The sequence below is a fragment of the Flavobacterium glycogeni genome (assembly GCF_048286775.1).
GTDB lineage: Bacteria > Bacteroidota > Bacteroidia > Flavobacteriales > Flavobacteriaceae > Flavobacterium.
The window spans coordinates 59131-79362 of record NZ_JBLVPV010000014.1 but is presented as its reverse complement, the minus strand read 5'-3'; the positions used below and the strand labels follow the sequence as shown (position 1 = coordinate 79362).

At 34.8% G+C, this 20232-nt stretch carries 14 protein-coding genes; 10 read left to right on the top strand and 4 right to left on the bottom strand.

The genetic code is table 11. From position 1 onward, the window contains the following. Positions 1-152: 152 nt before the first annotated feature. Positions 153-524 (bottom strand): helix-turn-helix domain-containing protein, encoded by a 372-nt coding sequence (locus ACNQGX_RS12325; protein ID WP_417976672.1) that lies wholly within the window; start codon positions 522-524, stop codon positions 153-155. A 208-nt stretch (positions 525-732) separates the two neighbouring features. Between ACNQGX_RS12325 and ACNQGX_RS12320 the strand changes: the two genes are divergently transcribed. The 3 genes from ACNQGX_RS12320 to ACNQGX_RS12310 are packed head-to-tail and all read left to right on the top strand — an operon-like array spanning position 733 to position 2325. Continuing rightward, positions 733-1602 carry a hypothetical protein gene (locus ACNQGX_RS12320; protein WP_417976646.1) on the top strand — a complete coding sequence of 290 codons (870 nt, stop codon included), beginning with the start codon at positions 733-735 and terminating at the stop codon, positions 1600-1602. Between the two features lie 5 nt (positions 1603-1607). Then, positions 1608-1961, top strand: coding sequence for a hypothetical protein (locus ACNQGX_RS12315; RefSeq protein WP_417976645.1), 354 nt, complete (start codon positions 1608-1610; stop codon positions 1959-1961). Beyond that, a complete protein-coding gene (locus ACNQGX_RS12310; protein ID WP_417976643.1) occupies positions 1921-2325 on the top strand; it encodes a hypothetical protein in 405 nt (134 codons plus the stop codon). The genes ACNQGX_RS12315 and ACNQGX_RS12310 overlap by 41 nt, the downstream gene beginning before the upstream one ends. Before the next feature lie 169 nt (positions 2326-2494). Here ACNQGX_RS12310 and ACNQGX_RS12305 read toward each other — a convergent pair whose 3' ends face one another. Continuing rightward, on the bottom strand, positions 2495-4033 hold the full coding sequence (locus ACNQGX_RS12305; RefSeq protein WP_417976641.1) for a Fic family protein: 1539 nt from the start codon (positions 4031-4033) through the stop codon (positions 2495-2497). A 397-nt stretch (positions 4034-4430) separates the two neighbouring features. Between ACNQGX_RS12305 and ACNQGX_RS12300 the strand changes: the two genes are divergently transcribed. The 7 genes from ACNQGX_RS12300 (at position 4431) to ACNQGX_RS12270 (ending at position 16487) form a co-directional block, all read left to right on the top strand. Next, positions 4431-6722 (top strand): DNA topoisomerase 3, encoded by a 2292-nt coding sequence (locus ACNQGX_RS12300; protein WP_417976639.1) that lies wholly within the window; start codon positions 4431-4433, stop codon positions 6720-6722. 340 nt (positions 6723-7062) lie between these two features. Further along, entirely contained in the window at positions 7063-7542 is a 480-nt protein-coding gene (locus ACNQGX_RS12295) for a DUF6265 family protein (protein ID WP_417976637.1), read from the top strand. A gap of 198 nt (positions 7543-7740) precedes the next feature. Continuing rightward, positions 7741-10113, top strand: coding sequence for a TonB-dependent siderophore receptor (locus ACNQGX_RS12290; RefSeq protein WP_417976635.1), 2373 nt, complete (start codon positions 7741-7743; stop codon positions 10111-10113). A gap of 64 nt (positions 10114-10177) precedes the next feature. Continuing rightward, entirely contained in the window at positions 10178-11311 is a 1134-nt protein-coding gene (locus ACNQGX_RS12285; RefSeq protein WP_417976633.1) for a PepSY-associated TM helix domain-containing protein, read from the top strand. Between the two features lie 189 nt (positions 11312-11500). Beyond that, positions 11501-13762 (top strand): TonB-dependent siderophore receptor, encoded by a 2262-nt coding sequence (locus ACNQGX_RS12280; protein WP_417976631.1) that lies wholly within the window; start codon positions 11501-11503, stop codon positions 13760-13762. 126 nt (positions 13763-13888) lie between these two features. Then, the gene (locus tag ACNQGX_RS12275; RefSeq protein ID WP_417976629.1) at positions 13889-14440 is read left to right on the top strand and encodes a PepSY-associated TM helix domain-containing protein; all 552 of its coding nucleotides are present in this window, start codon (positions 13889-13891) and stop codon (positions 14438-14440) included. A 136-nt stretch (positions 14441-14576) separates the two neighbouring features. Further along, positions 14577-16487, top strand: a complete 1911-nt coding sequence (locus tag ACNQGX_RS12270; RefSeq protein ID WP_417976627.1) for a S9 family peptidase — start codon at positions 14577-14579, stop codon at positions 16485-16487. 172 nt (positions 16488-16659) lie between these two features. On the opposite strand, the gene ACNQGX_RS12265 is transcribed toward ACNQGX_RS12270, so the two are convergent. Both ACNQGX_RS12265 and ACNQGX_RS12260 read right to left on the bottom strand, forming a co-directional pair. Then, on the bottom strand, positions 16660-17037 hold the full coding sequence (locus ACNQGX_RS12265) for a hypothetical protein (protein WP_417976625.1): 378 nt from the start codon (positions 17035-17037) through the stop codon (positions 16660-16662). Between the two features lie 263 nt (positions 17038-17300). Next, positions 17301-20015, bottom strand: a complete 2715-nt coding sequence (locus tag ACNQGX_RS12260; protein ID WP_417976623.1) for a valine--tRNA ligase — start codon at positions 20013-20015, stop codon at positions 17301-17303. Positions 20016-20232: the final 217 nt, after the last annotated feature.

Below are 20232 nucleotides of genomic sequence, written 5' to 3'. Positions count from 1 at the left end.
CTGAATAAAATAGTTCCTCGAAAAGGAGTTTTAAAATGAACTTAAAAACATTATTTCATTATTTTCTATAGTTATTTCTGAGTGAGACAGCCAAGTAAAACAAGAAAGGCCGCCTCCATTGAAACAGCCTTTCTTAATAGTTTTTTAAGTAATTATTTATCTTTAAATAATCTTTCTAAATATTCCGCTTTTTCTTTTTCAGCTTGGAGCAGTCGTTCGTAAAGTTTTTTATTTTCTTCAAAAACTTCAACTAATTTTTCGATAGGATTGAAGCTTGGTTGATAATTAAATAATGCACCATTATCATGATTATTAACTGTATTTCCAATAATATTAAAAACAGCTTCTTCCGAAAAGTTTTTTAGAACCGCTTCATTTACTCCTAGTGCTTTTGCAACTTCAAGTAATTTTTCATCTTCAATAGTTTCACTATTTTCCATATTAGAAACAGTTTGCTGACTTACGCCCAACGCAATTGCTAATGCTTCTTGTTTCATTTCTCGCAATTCTCTAATGCGACTGATGTTGCGTCATATATGTTTTGGTTTTGTTGCTGTGTTCATTCTTCAAAGGTATTAAATCGTTCTAAAATTTTTATTGGTAAAATACCAATGTAGTATTGTGTGATACAATCTTAATTGGTTGGGTACGGCAGGAACTGTTCGGAACTTGCTATGACCTAAACAAAAATACACATTTGTCAGAGAAGTTTCACTCAGAAAAATCAAAATTATGAACACAATTGAATTTCCACAGCAAAAAGAATTGGAGGCAGCAATTAAAGAACATATCAAGACAGCTGCTATTTACTGTTTTGGTAAACGTGTAACAACTTATAGTTCAAACCATACCATTTATCCTGATACGGGGATACAAAAAAAGCATTCTCATTTGTACCTATTAGTTCTCGTAGAGGAAACCATAGAAAATGCAACCAATGACATTAGTGATAAAATAAAAACGAAAACAGATGGGAGTATTACCGCAACGCTTCTTATCCACCAACTCAGCAATCTTAAAAAAATGTGCGACGATCAGCAGTACTTGTTCTGGCAAATCATGCAAAATGCAGAGCTACTATACCAAAATGCAGAAAAGTCCCCATATTTAAACATTACCGGAACTCCAAAAAGAAATCTAAAAGCCGCATCGCTTTATGCAGCAAATAGGAAGAATAATATTTCCACTATTTGGGGATGGGTGTATAATGATGATGATGCTCATTCCTCAGATGAAGTAAAAATGTCCGGTCTTCATCAAATAGTGGAACAAACTTGTTTGTCTTTGATCCGTGTTTTTCTGGGATATACCCCTAATCACTTTTCATTAGACCATTTATTTAATCTTTGTGAATACTTCACCACTATAACTACAGAACTTTTCCCCCGTAAAACTCAGGAAGATCAATCCATGTTTAAACTACTGAAGCAGCAACCCAGTGCTTTACGTTTTAGCAAAGCTAATGATGTTGATTATTTGTATTACGAGTTACTAGAAGAAAGATGCTGTAAATTTAAAAACCAAGCGGATGTTTTGGCACAAAAAGAACTCGATCGACTAAAGGAAATTGAAAATGAACTGGATAAACAAAAAAATAATTAAAGACTATGGAAACAAATGAAGTTAAAACCTTAGAAGATTTAAAAGGAGTTGCCAGGAAAAGCTTTGTAGTTCTAAAACCTGATGACAGGAAGGGACAGTACAATATAACGTTGCCGGTTAAAAGTTACCTTGAATTGCATTTTTTTATAGTAGATATTGTAAAACTTTCACTAATAGCACTTGATGCAGAACAAGAGTCTGTGACGACTATTAAAAATCCTTGCGCTGCCATACGAGGCGTATTGGAAATTGTGTTGCGGCTTGTCCCATTAGAAGAAGCTGAATTATTGGATAAAATTCATGAAATGATTAGGAACGATGATCAAGAACAAGATAAAACTACTAACCTCAAAGAATAGAATTATGGAAACAGATGAAATTAAAAAGGTAGAGAATAATAGAAAATTAAGCGTTCGCTATTTCAACACACTAAAGCCTGTTACAGATAAAACGGATATGTACACTGCTGAAATCAGAGTGCTGAATTATTGCGAACTTGGGTATGTTATTTATAACATGCTGAAATTATGCATTCTGGCACTAGACCAAGAAGCGCCTGAAATTTCAGAGACGATCAAAAATCCATCTATTAATGTTGCGAGCGTATTGGAAATCGTTGCTCAGTTACTTCCTCTGGATGAAATTGAGTTATTGGATGAAATGCATCAAATGCTTAGTACAGATTCGCAGGACCTCAATAAATTAACTACTGAAAAAGAATAGCTATGGAAGCAAATGAAATTAAAAGTACACAGGAACTACAAGAATTAGCTAGTGCACTTTTTACAACATTAAAACCTGCTAAACATGAAAGTGCATTTATACTGCCTCGTTCACCGTACTTGATTATAAGGTTTTATTGTTTGTAGTCCCGTTTTTTCCACTCTTGCCATTAGTTGTAAAAATAGGCCATATAATGATCCTCAATCTCCTTTACCTCATCATCTGTCAAAACGGAAAATTCTTTTTCAAGGGCTCTTTTTGAAAGTTTTCCATTATTCTGTTCTAAAAATCGAATGAGTATAACGACTGTCTTGTCGGGCATTTGAAACGTATCGTCAAGATATCGTTTCATATCATCATATTTTTGAAGATAGTTTACCTCATTGGGAATTACGTTTTCAATGGTGTCATTCACGCAATCATATAAAAATTCGGCTTGTTTGGTAGCGTCAAAATAGCGGTAAAAATCAATCGTTTCATTCAAGACTTCCACATTGTTGTTTTTTGTAGTTTTCCAATCTATAAAATCTAATAATGGATGCGAAAAGGATTCTAAAACTATTCTATAATCATCGATATGATTTAAAATAGAAGCCGAAACTGGAAAAATTATTCCTTGTTGTGCAAATTGCATTTTGGCTAAAATATGATGTATTAAATAGCGGTGTATTCTACCATTACCATCCACAAAAGGATGGATAAAAACAAAGCCAAAGGCTATTTTTGCTGCTGCAAGAACGGCATTAAAACCAGAATCTTCTATGCTTTTATAGGTTGCAATTAGTCCGTCAATCAAGGGTTCGATGTCTTGCCATTTTGCCGAAATATGTTCGGGCATGGGTTCTCCGGTAATTCTGTCATGTTCGCCCACAAAACCTCCTTCGTCTCTAAAACCCATTTTTATAAAACGACTATTTTCTATTACTATTTGTTGCAACCGCAGTAGTTCTTCTTTGTCTAAAGGTTTTGACCCCGCTTGTCCTATGGCTCTTCCCCATCTGACGGCACGATTATTTGTTGGATTTTCGCCTTCTATGGTAAAGGAAGCTTTAGAATCTTTTAGTAATAAAAATGCTGATGCACGATGTAATACGTCTTTGTGAATGGCATTCAAATAGGTGTCTTTTTTGCTGGAAAGATTAGCTTCTATGTAGCGTTCTAATTTTTGAGTTTTAAATATCAAAGGGCAAAAATTAACGGTACCAGGTAAATTGTTTTTAATGCGGTGTCGTCTGAAATTGATACTTATAGGTGAAGCATATTGTACTGTTTCATCTAATAAAGACACAAAATTACCTTTGTCCAAATCCAAAATATTTAGTTTGGTACCTAATAGCCATTCGTACAAAAACCAAATTTTTCGGCTGTATTGTCCTTGTGGTTCCAGTTGTACAAGTGTTTCTATCTCGGCTGTAGATAATTTTTCGAATAGTTTTTTAAAAAACAACAGATTTACCCCTTCGTATTTTAATGCAAAAACCAATTGTTTGTAGAGCGTATCTTCCGGTTCATAACGAGAGGTAAGTACTTGCCATTGGTCTGTATTGTACTGACGTTTTTTGGAGCTTATTAGTGTTAGACTATTGGGTAGTGGTAGTATCAAAGTATAGGCTTCTATTAGAGCACCATATCCTACTAGCAAACCTTCTTCTGGTGTACTGCGACCGTGAAAAATACTTATTTTAAGTGAAAAGGACTTATTTTCCATGTGATTTAGTGAAAAATGATTATTCAAATATAAATGAAAAATCTTTAATATAGGTGAAAAATACTTAAAACAAGTGAAAAACACTTATTTTTAACACACTTAGGTGAAAAATACTTATGCAATTTATATTCGTTTATTTTTAAGGTTTCCACAATCTTGTATTGGTACAACTTTTTTTTTGTTACTATTTTGTTTTACGAAAGTTATTTAATATTTGATAAAGCATAGATAGTGTATAGATAGTGTATGGATAGTGTATGAATAAAGCATCGATAAACAGTGCTTCATTCCTCCTAATGCTTCCTCCACTATTTATACCCGTTCATAACTCCTGCAGATTTCTTTATAATAGCAACATCTAAATTCTTAATTTGCGTCCTTAAATTAGAAGGAGAAAATGAAGGTCTGTATTGCCGAGAAACCAAGTGTAGCACGAGAAATCGCATCCGTTTTAGGAGCCAATACCAAACACGATGGGTATTACGAAGGCAACGGCTATGCCGTAACCTACACCTTTGGGCATTTATGTACCTTAAAAGAACCGAACGATTACAAATCCCATTGGAAAAGTTGGGATCTGAATAACCTGCCCATGCTTCCTGACAAATTTGAAACCAAAGTGGTCGAAAATTCGGGAATTCAAAAGCAATTCAAAATCATAAAAAGCCTGTTCGACAAAGCCGAATTGGTCATCAACTGCGGGGATGCGGGGCAAGAAGGAGAACTCATTCAGCGTTGGGTCATGAATGAAGCCAATTATAAAGGCGAGGTACAACGCTTATGGATTTCATCTTTAACCACCGAAGCCATCAAAGAAGGTTTTGAAAACTTAAAACCATCCGCCAACTACGATAATTTATACTACGCAGGATTTTCCAGAGCCATTGGCGACTGGTTACTCGGTATGAATGCCACCCGTTTGTACACCGTAAAACATGGCGGGTACAAACAAGTTTTGTCTATCGGACGGGTGCAAACCCCAACACTGGCAATGGTTGTGGATCGATTCAAAGAAATTGAGAATTTCAAACCTCAACCGTATTGGGAGTTGCAAACCATGTACAGAGAAACGCTTTTCAGCTATGAGGAAGGACGCTTTTTGAAAAAGGAAGATGGCGAAATTTTGGCGAATAAAGTCCAGGAAAGTGAGTTTGAAATTGTTTCTGTCGAAAAAAAGAATGGCAATGAGTTTGCGCCTAAGCTCTTTGATTTAACAGGTTTACAAGTATATTGCAATACAAAGTTTGGGTTTTCGGCTGATGAAACGCTTAAAATTGTTCAGACTTTATACGAACAAAAAGTAGTCACGTATCCGAGAGTCGACACTACGTTTTTGCCTAACGATATCTATCCAAAAGTACCCGGTATTCTGCAAAATTTAACCAATTATGCCGCATTGACGCAACCGCTTTTAGAAAAGAAGATTAAAAAATCGACCAAAGTTTTCAACGATAAAAAAGTAACCGATCACCATGCGATTATTCCAACGGGTATGCAAACCAACTTGCAATACAATCAGCAACAAGTGTATGATATTATTGTAAAGCGTTTTATTGCCGTGTTTTATGACGATTGTTTGGTAGCCAATACCACAGTAATTGGAAAAGCAGCCGATGTGCTGTTCAAAACCACCGGAAAGGAAATCTTGAAAAAAGGATTTCGTATCGTTTTTGAAGACCCAAACGCCAAAGAAAAAGAAGCCGATATATTACCGAGTTTTGTTGTAGGCGAAAAAGGACCACACGAACCCTCGTTTTTAGAAAAGGAAACCAAACCACCCAATCAGTTTACGGAAGCCACTTTATTGCGCGCCATGGAAACCGCGGGCAAACAAGTGGATGATGAAGATTTACGCGAATTGATGAAAGAAAATGGTATTGGGCGTCCATCAACACGAGCCAATATTATTGAAACCCTGTTTAAACGCCAATACATTGTTCGGAACAAAAAACAGGTATTGCCAACACCAACGGGGATTCAATTGATTGACACCATTCAAAATGATTTGGTAAAGTCGGCTGAACTTACGGGTTCCTGGGAAAAGCAGTTGAAAGATATTGAAAAAGGAACCTTTACCGCCGCCGCGTTTATCAACAATATGAAGCGCATGGTAGAAGTCTTGGTGTATGAAGTACGAAGTGAAACCAGACGCGCCAATATCTCGCATGCGGGAAATGTCCAAAAAGAAGTTGCTAAAGTAGAGAAAAAGAAAGCGGAAGGAATTTTGGCGGAAGCCTGTCCGAAATGCAAAAAAGCAACACTCATCAAAGGGAAATCAGCTTATGGTTGTGGTGATTATAAAGCAGGTTGCACTTTTCTATTGCCCTACACTTTTGCAGAGAAAAAAATATCAGAAAACCAATACTTACGATTGCTTCAAAAAGGGTCTACAGTAAACTTGAAAGACTTCAAAACCGATGCCGGCTCTGTGGAAGGCTTGCTTCGTTTCGATGAAAATTTCAAACTTGTATTAGAACCAAAGAAAACTTTGGCGAAAGCCATTCCAGACGCATTAGCCTGTCCTAAATGTCAAAAAGGAACAGTTCTTAAAGGGAAAACCGCTTATGGTTGCAGCTATTATAAATCGGGCTGTGATTTCAAAGTCACTTTTGATATGGTCAGAACGAAACTAAAAGATCAAAAACCGACTAAAGAATTGGTTTATTCTATTTTGAGCGAAAGTATTTAAGAACATTCAAAAAATATTTTTTTTACCACATAGAAACATAGAAATAAAACTTCTAATTAGAGAAATAATAGAAAATAATACTATTTTTCACATAGTTTGACTATGTGAAAAGTAAAACATCTATCAAACTCTTTTTAAATACTAGAATTTCTATGCCTCTATGTGGTAAAAAACTACACTCAACTGAATCTGATCACTATTTTAGCCTGATTACTTCATTATTCACAATGAACCATTAATTCGATGGGTCACTCTTTTGCATATTCCAAAACTAAAAAAGGGACTCTATTTTATTTTTTCATACTTTAGCTTTTCAAAATAACATCAAAAATTTACACCAATGTTTCAAAAAACGACTCTTTTACTGCTTTTGTTAGCCATTGTTTCCTGCAAAAATTCTGATTCAAGCAAAAACGAAAAAATCAAAGCGGCAAGTTGGCTTTTGGGTAATTGGGAAAACAAATCAGGTGATGGCAATCTAACGGAAAATTGGAAAAAAGTAAACGACAGTACTTTTGAAGCACAATCCTATTACATAAAAGAGAAAGATACGTTGCATTTTGAATCTATTATTTTGCAACAAAAAGGAGAAGAACTGATTTATACTGCAACTGTACAAGGACAGAATAACGATAAACCAGTAGCTTTCAAATTGACAACTGCAACCGATAAACAAGTAGCATTTGAAAATTTGAAACACGACTATCCTCAAAAAATCAGTTATACCCAAATTACTCCTGACAGTTTGGTGGCTAAAATTTCTGGAATCCAACAAGGGAAACCAAGCTCTGAGAGTTTTTCGATGAAAAAAATCAAATAAAAGTTTAACATTTTATAATCAAATCAAAACCTTGCTCTAGAAAAGCAGGGTTTTTTTATACCCAAAACTATGGAAATCATCTCGTTAAAATATTATTTTTAATTAGTCTAAATAATATTTGTTGAATAAAAATTAAATTTTATTTTTGTCTTATTTTTATTTATTCTAAATAAGCTTTAAATCCTTTAATTTTTAATCATGAACTATTTAAAACAACGAATACCTCAATTTATTTTCCTCGCCTGTCTAGTACTACTTTCTATAACCACCGCTTTTGCCCAAAACTCCGGTAGCATAAATGGAACCATTTTGACTAGTGACAACAAACCCGCCGAAGGAGTTTCAGTTTCTATAAAAGGAGCAAACAAAAATACTATTGCGGATAACAATGGAACTTTTACACTAAAAAACATGCCTGAAGGAGTTCATATCCTAAAAGTTACTTTAGTTGGGTATAATGACCTGGAGCAAGAAGTAAAAATTACTACTGGAGAAGCTACTGCCGTAGCACTAAAACTTACCTTATCGAACAATGAACTCAACCAAGTAGTGGTTTTGAGTAACAAAAGTGCTTTCAAAACGAATCGTGTTTCATCTACGCTACGATTACAATCTCCTATTATAGAAATACCCCAAAATATTCAGGTCATAACTGGAAAACTTATTCAAGACCAACAAATTTTCAATATGCTAGAAGGTGTGACCCGCAATGTGAGTGGCGCTACAAGAGTGGAACATTGGGATAATTATGCCAATATTACGATGAGAGGCAGTCAAGTAGCCGCTTTTAGAAACGGAATGAATGTAAGCTCAAGTTGGGGTCCGCTTACGGAGGATATGAGTATGGTAGAACGGATTGAGTTTGTAAAAGGTCCTGCAGGATTTATGCTCGCAAACGGTAACCCGAGCGGTTTTTATAATGTAGTTACCAAAAAACCAAGCGGACGTACCAAAGGCGAAGCGAGTTTAACGTTGGGAAGTTTTGATATGTATAGAGGAACATTAGATTTTGATGGGAAGTTGACCAAAAACGGAAAACTATTATACCGCATTAATGTAATGGGCGAAAAGAAACAAAATTACCGTGATTTTGATTTTAATGACCGCTACACATTTGCTCCTGTACTTAAATATTTGGCAACCGATAAAACAGCAATAACACTGGAATACACGCAACAATTTTCTAAAGTAAATGCCGTTGGGAGTAACTATGCTTTTTCTAAAAAAGGGTACGCTGATTTGCCTAGAAACTTTACCACTTCAGAATCAAATTTAGACCCGACAAAAATGACAGAAAGAAATATTCTTGCCATTTTAGACCATAAAATAAGTGATAACTGGAAATTAACGGCTCAAACATCCTATCTTAATTACCAACAGGAAGGAATGTCATTATGGCCAGCTGGCTTTGATCCTACCAATGATGCGATTCTTAAACGTGCAGGAGGAAATTGGGATATTTTAGGAAAAATCTATGTTGGACAAGCTTTTATAAATGGCGAAGCTAAAACAGGATCCGTAACCCACAAAATACTATCAGGATTGGATTTAAGTGATAAAACATTTTTTCACGACTGGTCACAAACCTTTACAATGCCTGATTTAGACATATACAATCCGGTACACGGAACACTGGCCGCCTCTCCTACTTTTGACAGAAGTAAAAGTCTGGAAGATAGAGGTGTAAAATACCAAAACAGTTACAAAGCGCTATATGTCCAGGACGAATTGGGTTTCTTTGACAATAAACTTCGATTAACATTGGCAGGAAGATATACCGTACTTAAAGCGTCTAATGTTTACTCTGGGGGTACCAAAAACGAAAAATTTACACCAAGAGTAGGTTTGAGTTATTCTATTGATAAAAACACAGCCGCCTATTTTGTGAACGATCAATCTTTTAATGAAAACTACGGTGCGGACTGGCAAGGCAAATCTTTTAAACCTGAAACTGGAGGGAATATAGAATTCGGTTTAAAAAGAGACTGGTTGAACGGAAAATGGAATTCAGTTGTTTCCGTTTACCAAATTACCAAAAACAATGTGCTAACATTAGATCCTGAACATTCCAATTCTACAAACCAATTCAGTAGAGAAAGTGGACAACAAAAAACAAAAGGGTTTGAGGTAGACCTTAGAGGTGAAATTTTCAAAAATTTAGATCTTATTGTAAACTATGCCTTTACGGAAGGAAAAACAACCAAAGACACTGATCAATCGCTTGTGGGCACTCAAGTAGCAGGAACGACAAGACATATCCAAAATGCTTGGTTGAATTATAAAATAGATAGAGGGACACTAAACGGAGTTGGTTTTTCATTAGGATACCAATACCAAGTAAAGAGAGCACCTTGGTTTATTTCACCTGATAATACAGGAATGCTTCCAGACTATTTCCGATTGGACGGAGGTGTTACTTACCAAAAAAATAAAATATCAGTCAACCTTGTTGTCAATAATATCTTGAATAAATACTTGTATTCTGGAGGATATTATAGCTATAACACCATGTATTACTGGCAAACAGAAGCCGGAACCAACATGCGCTTATCTGTTGGGTATAAATTTTAGAGTTAGTTAGTTTTGTTTGTTTAACTAAACTCCTCATTTCGGTGGGGAGTTTTATCCATTTTTAATGAAAAATAATAATTTCAAAAAACTGATAGGAAAAGTACACCTATGGTTGGGTTTATCATCAGGCATAATAGTTTTCATAATTGCCATAACGGGTTGTTTGTATGCTTTTCAGGAAGAAATACAAAACAGCACTGAAGAATATCGTTTTGTAAAAGAACAGGAGGATGCTTTTTTACCTCCTTCAAAATTAGCTGCGATTGCTAAAAAAGAGCTTCCTGATAAACTACTCCATGCTGTAAAATTCAACGAAAAAAATAATGCCGTAGAAGCTGAATTTTATCATTATGAACCCACGTATTACTATACGATCTTTATAAATCCTTATACAGGAAAAGTTTTGAAAACGGTAAACAATGAGGAAGGATTCTTTCCTTTTATACTAGACGGACATTTTAACTTATGGCTTCCCCCTGAAATTGGTCAAGTCGTAGTTTCCGTAGCCACTTTAATTTTTCTTGTATTATTAGTCTCGGGATTGATTCTTTGGTATCCCAAAAATAAAAATGCGGCAAAACAGCGCTTTTGGTTCAAATGGAAAAATGGCACGAAGTGGAAAAGAAAAAATTACGATTTACATAATATCACCGGTTTTTATATGCTTATAATTGGGATTATTTTTGCCGTTACGGGTTTAGTATGGGGATTTCAATGGTTTGCGTATTCGTATTACAAAGTGTCCGGTGGTGAAAAATCATTACTATATGAAGAACCGCTTTCGAAAATAAATACAGCAACAAATGCAATTGCAAACCCATTGGATAAAATTTGGCATAAAATGCAAAAAGAATATCCTCAAGCGGAATCCATAGAAATACATCCACCAGAAACAGTTGCTTCACCAATAGCCGCCAATGCTAATTTAGACAAAGGAACCTATTGGAAAATAGATTACCGTTATTTTGATCAATACAGCTTAAAAGAAATGAATGTTTCCCATTTATGGGGCAGACAGAAAGATGCTAAAATTGCCGATAACCTTATTAAAATGAATTATGACATTCACACAGGAGCCATATTAGGTTTGTCAGGCAAAATATTTGCATTTCTGACCAGTTTACTTATTGCGAGTCTTCCAATATCCGGATTCTATATTTGGTGGGGACGAAACAGAAAATCAAAGCCAAAAATTTAACATATTGACCTTAAACCAAAACCTTGCTCTAAATAAGCAAGGTTTTTTTATGGTGTTAAAATGCTGTATTTCAACTGCGTAAAAAATAATTTTAAATTACTATTTATATTTAATCTAAATAAGTTTTGTTAAATCAAAATTGGATTCTATATTTGCATCGTTATTTTTAATTATTCCAAATAAACAATCATGAAATATATTTTACCGCTTTCGTTAACCTTTTTATGTAGTCTGGCTGGCTTTGCACAAACAGCAGCAAATGATATAGAAAACACAAAAGCTATTGAAGCTTTCGACACTGTTTCTGACACCATAAAAAATAAAAAAGGAGGGACTCTTAAAGAAGTAATCATTACTTCTAATCATCAAAAAGCACCAGTATCTGCCTTACGTTCTGGATTGAAACCAATGGACACGCCACAAAGTGTACAAGTAATTGGTGCTGAAATCATTGGTCAACAACAAGCCATCCGCTTGAGTGATGTGATAAAAAACGCAAATGGTGTTTATGTAAGTTCTGCCCGTGGTGGAGCTTCAGAATCTTTTTTCTCAAGAGGATATGATATGTCTGCAAATAATATGTTTAAAAATGGTTTCCGTCTTAATAGCGGATCTATGCCAGAGGTTTCTTCTCTAGAAAAAGTAGAGATCCTAAAAGGGAGTTCGGCATTGCTATACGGAAATGTAGCACCTGGAGGGATATTGAATATGGTGACAAAATCGCCTTCTTTCACAAAAGGAGGAGAAGTAAGCATGCAAATGGGAAGTAATTCATTCTACAAACCATCAATCGATATTTATGGTCCTTTGAACCAAACCATAGCATACCGATTTACTGGTTCTTACGAAAACTCGGAAAGCTTCAGAGATAACGTAACAAAAGAGCGTTATTACATTAACCCCTCTTTTCTTTTCAAAGTAAGCAACAAAACAGAAATTACACTACAAGGAGATTATTTACACGATGATTGGACGCCCGATTTTGGAACTGCAATTATCGGAAAAGAAATAATTGATTTGCCACGCAGTATGTATTTGGGAGCGCATTGGTCTAATGGGCAAACGAAACAAGCTAGCGTATCTGGATTAGTAAATCATAATTTTAATGATAATTGGAAACTAAATTTCAACACTTCTTTTCAAGATTACAACAGAACTTCTAAAGGGACAGAGCGTATTCAGCCTGCAGCAAACGGCGACTGGAATAGACCATTAGGACAAAATAAAAACCTGGAACAAATAATCGGTGAGCAGTTCAGTTTACAAGGAAATTTTACAACAGAAACAATCAAACACCAACTATTTACAGGTGTAGATTTAGAGAATTCATTTAAGCAAGACTATACATTTACATTTGCCCCACCAACTTATGGTAGTGGAAACATTTTTGATTTCGACAATTTTAATCAAGGAGGAGCTATTCCAAATGCTGATATTACAAAAATAGCAAAAACTGACACGAACCGTTTTGGAATTTTTGCACAAGATTTAATTTCTATTACAGAAAAATTTAAAGTTTTGGCAGGAATACGTTGGTCTTGGCAAGAAGCTGAGGTTGTAAATTACAACACACCAGTAGGCAAACCAGCTACAATAGATCCAGTAGCAAAACGTAAAGATGAAGCATTTTCACCAAAAGCTGGTTTAGTATACCAACCGACTAAAGATATGTCGTTGTTTGCAAGTTATTCTAGTTCGTTTACACCAAATACTGGACTTACAGTTGATGGTGATGTACTAGAATCTTCTATCATAGACCAATATGAAGCAGGTATCAAAAAAGACTTTTGGAGAGGAATTTTGAGTACTAACGTAACTGTTTATCAAATTACAAACAGTAATTTAGCACAAACCGCTCCATATTTGGCAGACGGAGTTACTGTTAATACAAATTCAAACACAAAAGTTTTAGGTGGAGGAACAAAAAGCAAAGGAGTTGAGGTTGACATTACCGCAAGACCAACTGAAGGTTTAAATATCGTTGCGGGTTATAGCTATAATGATATGCGTTATACTAACACTTCAGGAACAAACGGAAGCTTCGTTGAAGGAGATCGTGTAGCAAGAACTCCAAAAAACACAGCTAATTTAAGTTTCTTCTATACCTTGCCTTCTGGAGCATTAAAAGGTCTTTCTTTTGGAGCTATCGGAAATTTTGTTGGAAACCGTCTTGGAGGATGGAATGACGACTATCTATGGACAGCTGTTAAACCTACGGCCGCCAATCCAAATCCAAATCCAGCTTACGTTGTAACCATCAGAGACCGTGATATTCCTTTAGTAGGATACACAACAATTGATGTATCTGCTGGTTACAACTGGAAACAATTTTCTATCTTGTGCAAATTATCAAATATTACAAATGAGTTGAATTATACCGTTCATGAAAATTACAGTGTAAATCCAATTGCTCCGCGCATGGTAATGACATCATTAAAATACAAATTTTAAAACGATCAGGGCAAACAGATTCAAAAACTTTTTTCTGACTGAATCAGTTATCGAAAAGCAGAAAAAAGTTTTTGAATTTTTATGCCAGAATAGATTATTTTTGCAAACGCAAAACCCGCATATACAATGAAAAAAAAGACCTTCAGAAATTTACATAGAGATTTAGGTTACTTCTATATTGGACTCATCGTTTCCTTTGCTTTATCAGGGCTTATGATGAACCACAGAGAACATTGGCATCCTGAAAAATACACTACCGAGACCAAAGCCATAACAGTAAAGCTTCCTGCAGAAAGTGAAATCAATGAAAAATTTGCGGAAGACTTAGGAAAACAATTGGGAATTGATGACAAGTTCAGGCGTCACAATGTAAAGAAAGACATCTTTAAAATTTCTTTTGAAAAACACGATGTCGAGATTGATATGAAAACCGGAAAAGGAGAAATTGTATCTTTTGTAAAAACACCAATCATCAGCCAAACGATGAAATTGCATAAGAGCACTTCTAATTTTTGGATTTATTATTCTGATATTTTTGCTTTGAGTTTAATTGCAATTGCCATAACCGGCGTTATCATGATAAAATCATCCAGCAAATTCAGTTTCAAAAACAGAGGCTGGAAACTGGCAGTAGCCGGAGTTGTATTTCCATTAATTTTCTTATTTTTATTGGGTTAAAATTCAAATTTAAGACATAACATTCAAAAACCTCGTTTAGAAATAGACGGGGTTTTCTGTTTTTTACCAAACTATTATTTTTTTCATATATTTGATAATAACAATTGATATATAATGACTTAACAAATTTTAAATTATGAAAAAAACATCTATTTTATTTGGGACTTTATTAATCATAATACTTTCATCATGTAAAGATGGGAAAAAAAAAGAGGAAGCACGTTTGCCTGAACAGTATGACTTAGAAGATTTTTACAATACCAAATCGATAAGTGCATCAGGGTTTAATGACGATGAAACTAAAATCCTAATAAACAATAACACTACCGGAATCTACAATGGGTATGAGTTATCCATCGCTGATACTACTGCTATAGCATTGACAAAATCTACTAAAGAAAGTATTTATACTGTAGATTATTTACCTGGAAGTTCTAAATTCATTTATTCGGCAGATGAAGGAGGAAATGAAAATTCTCATTTATTCCTAATGGATCGTAAAAGTAATAACCCAAAAGACATCACTCCTTGGGCAAATAGTGCCAATAGCTTTATTGGCTGGAGCCAAGACAAAAAAAGTATGTACATAAATAGTAACAAGCGAGACGTAAAGTATTTTGATATTTTAAAATTAGACTCTCTAACCTGGAAACCAACGATTTTGTACCAAAATGAATCCGGTTTAACCCCGTCAGTAATTAGTAAAACGGAACGCTATATAGCACTTACCAAAGAAATCACTACGGATAAAAACGAAATGTATTTATACGATAGTAAAACCAAAACAACCAAACGTCTCAGTAGCGATAAAGAAGCAAATTGGAGTCCGATGGCTTTTGAAAAAAATGACAGCATTTTTTATTATACCAGTAATGAAGATAAAGAATTCAGTTCGCTAATCAAATACAATATCAATACTGGAAAATCAGAAAAAATATTTGAAGATAAATGGGATGTAATGTATATGTCTTTAAGTGAAAAGGAAAAATATCGTATTATTTTTGTGAACAATGACGGAAAAAACAAAGTACTACTTTTTGAACATGCTACCGGAAAACCGCTAAAGTTCCCGGACTTTAACGATGGTGATGTAATAAATGTAATCATTTCCAATAGTGAAAATAAATTATTACTGACAGTAGGAAGCAGTACCAGCTCGCCTAACCTATATCTTTATGATATCCCTTCCAAAAAACTAAAACAACTGACCTCCACTCTGAGCAAAAAAATTAATCAGAATGACCTTGTAAAAGCCGAAGTGATTCGTTTCAAGTCTTTTGATGGCAAAGAAATTCCAGCCATTTATTACAAACCTTTGCAAGCTTCCAAAAACAATAAAGTTCCTGCATTAATCTGGGTGCACGGCGGACCTGGTGGACAAAGTCGCATTGGATATTCAAACACCATACAATATCTTGTTAATAAAGGATATGCAGTTTTGGCCGTAAACAATCGTGGTAGTAGTGGCTATGGAAAAACATTTTACAAAATGGATAATAAAGATCACAGCAACGGAGATTTAAAAGACTGTATTTGGGGCAAAAAGTGGCTAACACAACAGGATTATATTGATTCGAATGCTATTGGTATTTATGGCGGAAGCTATGGCGGATGCATGGTTTTAGGCGCATTAGCATTCCATCCTGAAGAATTTAAAGTAGGTGTGGATTTATTTGGCGTTGCAAATTGGCCCAGAACATTAAAAAGTATTCCTCCTTATTGGGAATCATTCCGTAAAGCGCTATATGATGAAATGGGAGATCCCTATACTACTGATAGTATTCGATTGAAAAAAATATCACCATTATACAATTACGATAAAATAAACAAACCATTACTTGTTTTCCAAGGTGCCAATGATGTAAGAGTATTGCCTGTAGAAAGTGATGAAATTGTGGTTGGAGTAAAGAAAAATGGAGTGCCGGTTCAATATGTAGTATATCCAGATGAAGGACATGGTTTTCAGAAAAAGGAAAACCAAATTGCCACAACAAAAACAACATTACTCTTCTTAGATAAATACCTAAAATCGAAGAAAGAGAAATAATTGAAAATAAGTTTAAAGAAATAAACTATCTCATTCTTACAACGAGATAGTTTTTTTTATCCTAAAACTTTCAAATACAGCTATATTATGTTGAGTTCAATATATAAAGCAACCGAAAATTTGATGAATTGTAGCCAACTTAATTGAAGTTGCGAGACATTGTATAAAAAGTTTAATTTATTTGAATTCCGTTTTTTTCAAGTAATTCAGAAAGAGAGATACTTTGATTTGGCTCATATTTCTCTACACCACTTTGATACCATTTTGTTATCAAATTCATCTGATGTGAAGTATAGCCATCTGTATCGATACTTAAGCCTAGTAAACCCGCCAAAAGAAAATCTTCCAAAACTTTATTAGTAACAATACATTGTGGAATTCCATCACTAATACATCCGTTCATCCTCTCATAATCCGATCTTCCTGAATCAAATCCAGCAATAAAAGCTTCATTCCTTTTTGCATAATTAAATTCCAGAAATGGATTCAAACCAATTGAATATCCTTCAAAATAATGTTCTCTATATGCTGGACTAAATATTTTTTTCATTTCTATACTAATCTAATGATTGAGAATTCTATGACAAACATATTAACAATATTTCAGAAAATGAACAAAAATCGTTTAAAGGAGAAAATACTCTTTAAATCACAATACAATTGACGTTTATCGATAAAATATTATCAAATTATAATAAATCACAACTATTCCACTTTTACCAAAGACGAATTATTTATTCAATTTTTCAACAAAAAAAATCCCATCACGTTGTAAAATGGATGGGATTTTGAATGTTATAAATAAGCTAAATTTTATTTCAATCCAGCCAAACTGTGTTCGATAGTTTCAATTTTAGATAAAGCATCCGCTTCTTTTTGTCTTTCGTTTGCCAAAACTTTCTCTGGTGCACCCGCCACAAATTTTTCATTTGCCAGTTTGTTTTGAACAGATTTCAAGAAACCTTGCGTATACACTAACTCTGCAGTAAGTTTTGCAATTTCCTCTTCTACATTAATATTTCCAGTAATTGGAATGAAATATTCATTCGATTTTACACGGAAAGACAACGCGCCATCCACTTTATCCGAAACATATTCTAATGCAGTAATGTTTCCTAATTTAGTCACTACCGAATCAAAATACGTAGAAGCTTTGTCATTGTTTACCGCTTTCAATTCGATTGTATCTTTAAACGGAATATTTTTGTCTTTACGAATCGTTCTAATTCCAGAAATCACTTCAATTGTATTTTCAAAATCAGCAATTAGACCCGCATTAAAAGGTTTCATTTCTGGCCAAGTCGAAACGATTAAGGCTTTTTCTGTTGTTCTCTCGGCAAGAATTTGCCAAATTTCCTCGGTCAAAAACGGCATAAACGGATGCAATAATTTTAAATTATTTTCAAGCATTTCTATAGCTTTCGCAAAAGTCACGCTGTCAATTGGCTGTTGGTAAGCCGGTTTTATCATTTCCAAAAACCAAGAACAGAAATCATCCCAAACCAATTTATAAATTGCCATTAAAGCATCGGAAATTCTGTATTTTTCAAAATTATCTTCAATTTCCAGAAGTGTTTGTTGCAATTTGGCTTCGTACCACTCAATTGCCACTTTCGATGATTCCGGCTGCGGAATAGTATCCGAAACTTCCCAACCTTTTATTAGTTTGAACGCATTCCAAATTTTATTGGTAAACGCTTTTCCCTGGTTACACAATTCTTCGTCAAACATAATGTCGTTCCCTGCAGAAGCGCTCAAAAGCAATCCCACACGAACACCATCGGCACCAAATTTTTCAATCAAATCCAAAGGATCTGGTGAATTTCCCAACGATTTAGACATTTTACGTCTTTGTTTATCACGAACCAAACCAGTCAAATATACATTTGTAAATGGTTTTTTGCCTGTATATTCATAACCCGCAATAATCATTCTAGCTACCCAGAAAAACAAAATATCCGGTCCGGTTACTAAATCATTCGTTGGATAATAGTATTTAAAATCTTCACTTTCCGGATCCATAATTCCTCCAAAAACCGACATTGGCCAAAGCCAAGATGAAAACCAAGTATCAAGAGCATCTACATCTTGACGGAGATTTTCTTTTGCTAATTGCAAATTGCCAGTTGCTTTTTGTGCTAAAACCAACGCATCATCAATATTTTCTGCAACTACAAAATCTTCTTTCCCGTCTCCATAGAAATAAGCCGGAATTTGTTGTCCCCACCACAATTGACGGGAAATATTCCAGTCACGGATGTTATTCAACCAATGCGCATACGTATTATTAAAACGTGCTGGATGCAATTTAATTTCGCCGTCTACTAAAACAGATTTAATAGCCGGTTTTACCAAATCTTCCATTTTCAAGAACCACTGATCTGACAAACGAGGTTCGATAACCGCTTTGGTTCTTTCAGAAGTTCCTACTTTATTCAAGTGTGTTTCTGTTTTGGCTAATGCACCAATCGTTTCTAACTCTTTGGCAATTGCTTCACGAACCACAAATCGATCTTTTCCTTGATAGTGTAAACCAAAACTATTTAAAGTCGCATCTTCATTGAAAATATCAATAATCTCCAAATTATGCTTCTCCCCTAGTGCTTTGTCATTCATATCGTGAGCCGGAGTCACTTTCAAACATCCCGTTCCAAATTCAATATCAACATATTCATCTTCGATAATTGGAATTACTCTTCCGCAAATAGGCACAATCGCTTTTTTGCCTTTCAAATGAGCAAAACGTTCATCATTTGGATTAATACAAATCGCAGTATCTCCAAAAATAGTTTCCGGACGTGTGGTTGCAATAATAATCCCCTCCCCAGCCCTCCCCGAAGGGGAGGGAGACTGGGTGTTATCTCCTGTTTCGTAACCGTCACTGGCTCCACCTCCTTCGGAGGGGGTTGGGGGGAGGATTTCATATCTTATAAAATACAATTTCCCTTGTTGCTCTTCGTAAATTACTTCTTCGTCAGATAGAGTAGTTTTCGCTTCAGGATCCCAGTTTACCATACGGTATCCTCTATAAATCAATCCTTTGTTGTATAAATCTACAAAAGAACGAATTACAGAAGCTGACATATCAGGATCCATGGTGAACTTGGTTCTTTCCCAGTCACAGGAAGCGCCTAGTTTTTTTAATTGGTCTAGAATCACACCTCCATATTTATCAGTCCATTCCCAAGCGTGAGCCAAAAATTCTTCGCGTGTTAAATCATTTTTATTGATTCCTTCAGCTTTTAATTTGGCTACTACTTTGGCTTCGGTAGCAATCGATGCGTGATCCGTTCCTGGAACCCAACAAGCATTGAAACCTTTGAGCCGCGCTCTTCTAATTAATACATCTTGAATAGTGTTGTTCAACATGTGTCCCATGTGCAAAACTCCGGTGACATTAGGCGGAGGAATTACTATGGTATATGGTGTTCTATGGTCTGGTTCTGAGTGAAAATAATTGTTCTTCATCCAGTAGTCATACCACTTATTCTCAATAGTTTTAGCGTCAAATTGTGCAGGAATTGTCATTTTATTGTGGATCGTTTAATCGTTAAATTCAATTGTTTGTTGATTCAGTTAAACGAATAACCAAATCAACAAATAACCTTTTAGACTTTGGTCTGATATTTGTAATTCTAATTGGAGACAAAAGTAAATAATTAAGTACACTATAAAAAGAGAAATAAAAATTTGTACCTTAATTAATAAGGAACTAAATTTACTAAATGATTTTAAATTCAAGAAA

Coding starts and splice junctions, on each gene's coding strand:
- ACNQGX_RS12275 (WP_417976629.1), top strand. CDS start 13,889: ATGAAAAAAAAGACCTTCAGAAATTTACATAGAGATTTAGGTTACTTC.
- ACNQGX_RS12280 (WP_417976631.1), top strand. CDS start 11,501: ATGAAATATATTTTACCGCTTTCGTTAACCTTTTTATGTAGTCTGGCT.
- ACNQGX_RS12260 (WP_417976623.1), bottom strand. CDS start 20,015: ATGACAATTCCTGCACAATTTGACGCTAAAACTATTGAGAATAAGTGG.
- ACNQGX_RS12300 (WP_417976639.1), top strand. CDS start 4,431: ATGAAGGTCTGTATTGCCGAGAAACCAAGTGTAGCACGAGAAATCGCA.
- ACNQGX_RS12265 (WP_417976625.1), bottom strand. CDS start 17,037: ATGAAAAAAATATTTAGTCCAGCATATAGAGAACATTATTTTGAAGGA.
- ACNQGX_RS12310 (WP_417976643.1), top strand. CDS start 1,921: ATGATCAAGAACAAGATAAAACTACTAACCTCAAAGAATAGAATTATG.
- ACNQGX_RS12305 (WP_417976641.1), bottom strand. CDS start 4,033: ATGGAAAATAAGTCCTTTTCACTTAAAATAAGTATTTTTCACGGTCGC.
- ACNQGX_RS12290 (WP_417976635.1), top strand. CDS start 7,741: ATGAACTATTTAAAACAACGAATACCTCAATTTATTTTCCTCGCCTGT.
- ACNQGX_RS12315 (WP_417976645.1), top strand. CDS start 1,608: ATGGAAACAAATGAAGTTAAAACCTTAGAAGATTTAAAAGGAGTTGCC.
- ACNQGX_RS12320 (WP_417976646.1), top strand. CDS start 733: ATGAACACAATTGAATTTCCACAGCAAAAAGAATTGGAGGCAGCAATT.
- ACNQGX_RS12295 (WP_417976637.1), top strand. CDS start 7,063: ATGTTTCAAAAAACGACTCTTTTACTGCTTTTGTTAGCCATTGTTTCC.
- ACNQGX_RS12285 (WP_417976633.1), top strand. CDS start 10,178: ATGAAAAATAATAATTTCAAAAAACTGATAGGAAAAGTACACCTATGG.
- ACNQGX_RS12270 (WP_417976627.1), top strand. CDS start 14,577: ATGAAAAAAACATCTATTTTATTTGGGACTTTATTAATCATAATACTT.